This window comes from Microbacterium sp. Bi128, from assembly GCF_918698205.1.
The window spans coordinates 1-3,946 of sequence record NZ_CAKKMM010000406.1 but is presented as its reverse complement, the minus strand read 5'-3'; the positions used below and the strand labels follow the sequence as shown (position 1 = coordinate 3,946).

The following is a 3,946-nucleotide window of genomic DNA, read 5'->3' as shown; positions in this document are numbered from 1 at the left end:
GCACACGCAGGGCCGCGGCGGCGTCACCTTCAATGACGGCGTTCTCTGCCAGGTTGGATCGACCCCAAAGACCCAGATACATCACCGGCAACGGGGCGGAAATCAAGGCCACGGCGGCACCAGGTCCCAGTGTCCAGCTGGCGGCCCCTGGCACCCGGAAGGTCACAGCTTTGTCCGGAGGCGGCATCCGGTCCAGTCGCAGCTGCCGCGGCGCGAACATCGCCAGGACCTCATCGACACCGTCGAGCATGAAATTGTCCGCCAGCGCGGGCATCTCCAGGCCAAGCGCCTGGCAGGCGTCGACCAGGTGGATGGCATGTTCGTGGGCCTGCCGCCGAAGCCAGAACCGGGCGGTGCGCGGAGGCGGGCCAAAGGTCCAGCATTCGCTCTCCGGATCAAGGCCCGTCATCGTCTCGAGGAAGGGTGCGGTGCCCGCGAGAAACCAGGCCGCGGCGCCCTCGGCCGGCGGTGCAGGTTCCTGGACAAAGGTGCCCGTCCGGACCACCCCGGCTGCCCACCTCTCGATTGAGCCGAGATGCCCGAAGAGCTGCTCGAGCGTCCAGGCGGGGCACGCCGGAACGGCGCCGGCAAGAGTGTCCCGCGGCTGCCGGGCGAGCGTGCCGAGGTGGTCCAGGGAGTTGGCCAGTTCGGCCAGGAATTGATCGGGCGACATGGGAGGAGCCTAACGCGACGCCGGGGCAGTCCGCGGCCCGGGCCGGAGTGCCGGGGCGATTCCGCGCGCCCGGCAAGTAGGCACTCGGGCGCGCCCGCGGACGGTGCAAGTAGCACTCGGAAGAAAACGGGAATCGCCGCCGAAAAGTCGAGTAGCCTCCACTCGCGCGCTCAACACCCCCCGCTTCTAGGCTCCAAAGTACTGGGTTAATAAAGTCAATGTAGTGGTCAGAAACGGGTCTCAGCCATGCATGATCAAACAGAATCTTGGGTGTCGTCCGGCCAATTCCAAAAAGGCCGACTGCGCGGTGGACATACGGGTGGGGCACCGCATCTCCGGCGGCAGCAGGCGGCCGGGATCCACGCCACCGAGCCCCGACGACGCGGGTGGTCCCGGGGCGCGTGGGCGTCCCTGCTGACGGCAACGCTCGCTTTCGCCGGGCTGTCCGTCGGAGGGACCGCCGTCGCGGACGTGGGGACCATCGCCCACGATTCGTTGCGGACCGGATGGGACCAGGACGAGGCCGGACTCTCGCCGTCGGCTGTCGCATCCTCAAATTTCGGCAAACTGTTCTCCGCAAAAGTGGACGGGCAGGTCTACGCCCAGCCGCTCGTGGTTGGCACGACCGTGATTGCCGCGACGGAAAACAATGCCGTCTACGGTCTGGACAGCGCGACGGGCGCGGCCAAGTGGTCGCGCAAACTCGGACCGTCGTGGCCGGCGTCGACGGTGCGCTGCAGTGACCTCACGCCCAACATCGGAATCACGTCCACTCCCGTTTACGACCCGGCTACGAAGAGTGTCTTCCTGCTGTCGAAGACCAACGACGGGGCGACGGCCCAGCTCCCACACTGGTACATGCATTCCCTCGATGTGGCCACCGGGGTGGAGAAGCCCGGCTTCCCCGTCGTCATCGATGGTGCGCCGACGAACGACCCCAGCCGCCCGTTCAATGCCATGACCGCGATGCAGCGCCCCGGGCTGCTGCTCATGAACGGGGTCGTGTATGCGGGATTTGCCAGCCACTGCGACTACACGCCCTTCGTCGGCTACGTCGTCGGCGTATCTACGGCGGGCCGGCAGACCACAATGTGGGCGACCGAATCCGGCAACGCCAATGCGGAGGGTGGGATCTGGCAATCCGGCGGCGGACTCGTGTCCGATGGTCCCGGTCAAATCCTGTTCACCACGGGAAACGGCATTTCACCCAATCCTGGCCCGGGATCGAAGCCGCCCACCACCTTGGCGGAGGCTGTGGTCCGGCTCCGGGTCGGCAGTGACGGCAACCTGAAAGCCACCGACTTCTTCAGCCCGGCCGACAACGCGAAACTGAACCGCAACGACGCCGATCTGGGGTCCGGCGCTCCCGTCGGGATCCCGGACGGCTATGGCACCGCAGCGCACCCGCACCTGATGGCCCAAATCGGCAAAGACGGCCACATGTACCTCCTGGACCGGGACAACCTGGGCGGCATGGCGCAGGGGCCTGGGGGAACCGACGCGGTCCTGGACAAAGCCGGTCCGTACAGCGGAGTGTGGGGAAAGCCCGCGTTTCTCGGGACAAGCAACGGTGGCTACCTCTATGTCGTCGAAAACAACGGGTACCTTCGCGCCTTCAAGATCGTCCCAGGCGCTTCGGGCGGGGTCAGCCTCGCCGCCGTCGGGACCTCCGCCGGCACGTTCGGGTTCAGCTCCGGTTCGCCGGTGGTGACGTCCTCCGGCAAGGACGGGTCCTCCGCCCTGGTCTGGGTGGTCTATGTCAGCGGAGGCACCGGAGCCGGCGCCGAACTGCGCGCCTACCGCGCGATACCGGACAACACCGGGAACCTCAAGGAAGTCTTCAGCGCCCCCCTGGGCATAGGGGCCAAGTTCTCCTCGGTGGCCACTGATAAGGGCCGCGTTTACGTGGGCACCCGGGACGGGCAGGTCTTGGGTTTCGGCGCCCCGACAACATCAGCGGTAGGGGCAAAGAACACCGACCTCGGCAACGTCGCGGTGGGAAAGACCGTGACCGGGAACGTGACGATCACCGCGTCACGGGCGGTAACGGTGAGCTCCATCACAACAAGTGCACCGTTCAAGATCGGAACCACGCTCACGCTGCCCCGGAACCTGGCCAAGGGCGCAAGCATGACGGTACCCGTGACCTTCTCGCCGGCCGTTCCAGGCCAGGCGGACGGCACCCTGACGGTCAAAACGGCCGACGGCGAAACCGACCTCCTCGGCGTCCACGGCGTCGGCACGAAGGAGGGCCTGGGCGCGACTCCGGCCACGGTGCAGTTCACCGACGTCCCGACAAAAACGATCAGCCGGCAGACCGTCAACATCGTCAACACCGGCACAACCGTCGCCAAGATCACCGGGGTCAAGCTGCCGGCCAACGCACAGCTCCGCGTCGACCCCGCCACGGTGCCGGGGGTGGGGCAGACCATCCAGCCCCTCGCGTCGGTGGCAGTGTCCATGACGTTCAGTCGCACGTCAACGAGTCCCGTGACCGATACGCTCGTCGTCACCAGTGACCGCGGGTCGGTAACCGTGAAGGTGACCGCGACCGCCGTCTCGGGCGCGGCGCACCTGCAGATGCCACGCACCCTGGACTTTGGTGACGTCCCCGTGGGGACCTCCGCCACCAGGGCTTTCCAGATCACCAACACCGGCAACGTACCCATGACGATCACCAAGGCGAAGGCGCCGTTGGGGGTCTTTTCAACCACCACCCCCATTGCCGAGGGATTGAAGATTCCTGCGGGCGAATCCGCCTTCCAGAGCGTAACTTTCACGCCGACGGCCTTCGGGCAGGCGGGAACTTCGGAAACCTACTACCTGATCACTGCGGACGACGGCCAGGGTGCGTTGAAGGTGATGCTCACCGGGAAGGGCACCGACGACCCCATCGCCGCCTACGCGTGGAAAATCGGCGCGGGCGACCCGCGGTCGTCCCTTGGCCGGTCGCTGACTTTGGAGTATCCCGTCGCTGGAGGGAAGTGCCAGGACTATGTGAAAGGTGTGATCTGCTGGTCCCCGGCGACCGGGGCACATTCGGTACGTGGTGAGGTTTACAAACGCTACAAGGCTGCGGGCGCTGCCGCGGGCGTGCTCGGCTTCCCGACGACCGACGAGAAGGGCTCGACGGACGGAGTGGGAAGGTACAACCACTTCTCCGGGGCGGGCGGGTCCTCGATTTACTGGACCCCGACGGCCGGGGCCCACTTTGTCCTCGGTGCGATCCGGGCCAAATGGACGGCGCTGGGCGCGGAGACAGGAGCCCTGGGC

2 protein-coding genes are annotated in these 3,946 nt (G+C 66.7%); one reads left to right on the top strand and one right to left on the bottom strand.

Going from position 1 to position 3,946, the window contains the following annotated elements:
- Positions 1 to 673: maleylpyruvate isomerase family mycothiol-dependent enzyme (locus LQV45_RS19945; RefSeq protein ID WP_230008502.1), on the bottom strand; the 673-nt coding region annotated here is incomplete at its 3' end.
- Between the two features lie 270 nt (positions 674 to 943).
- Here LQV45_RS19945 and LQV45_RS19940 point away from each other — a divergent pair.
- Positions 944 to 3,946 (top strand): choice-of-anchor D domain-containing protein (locus LQV45_RS19940; RefSeq protein WP_230008501.1); only part of this gene is annotated, 3,003 nt, incomplete at its 3' end.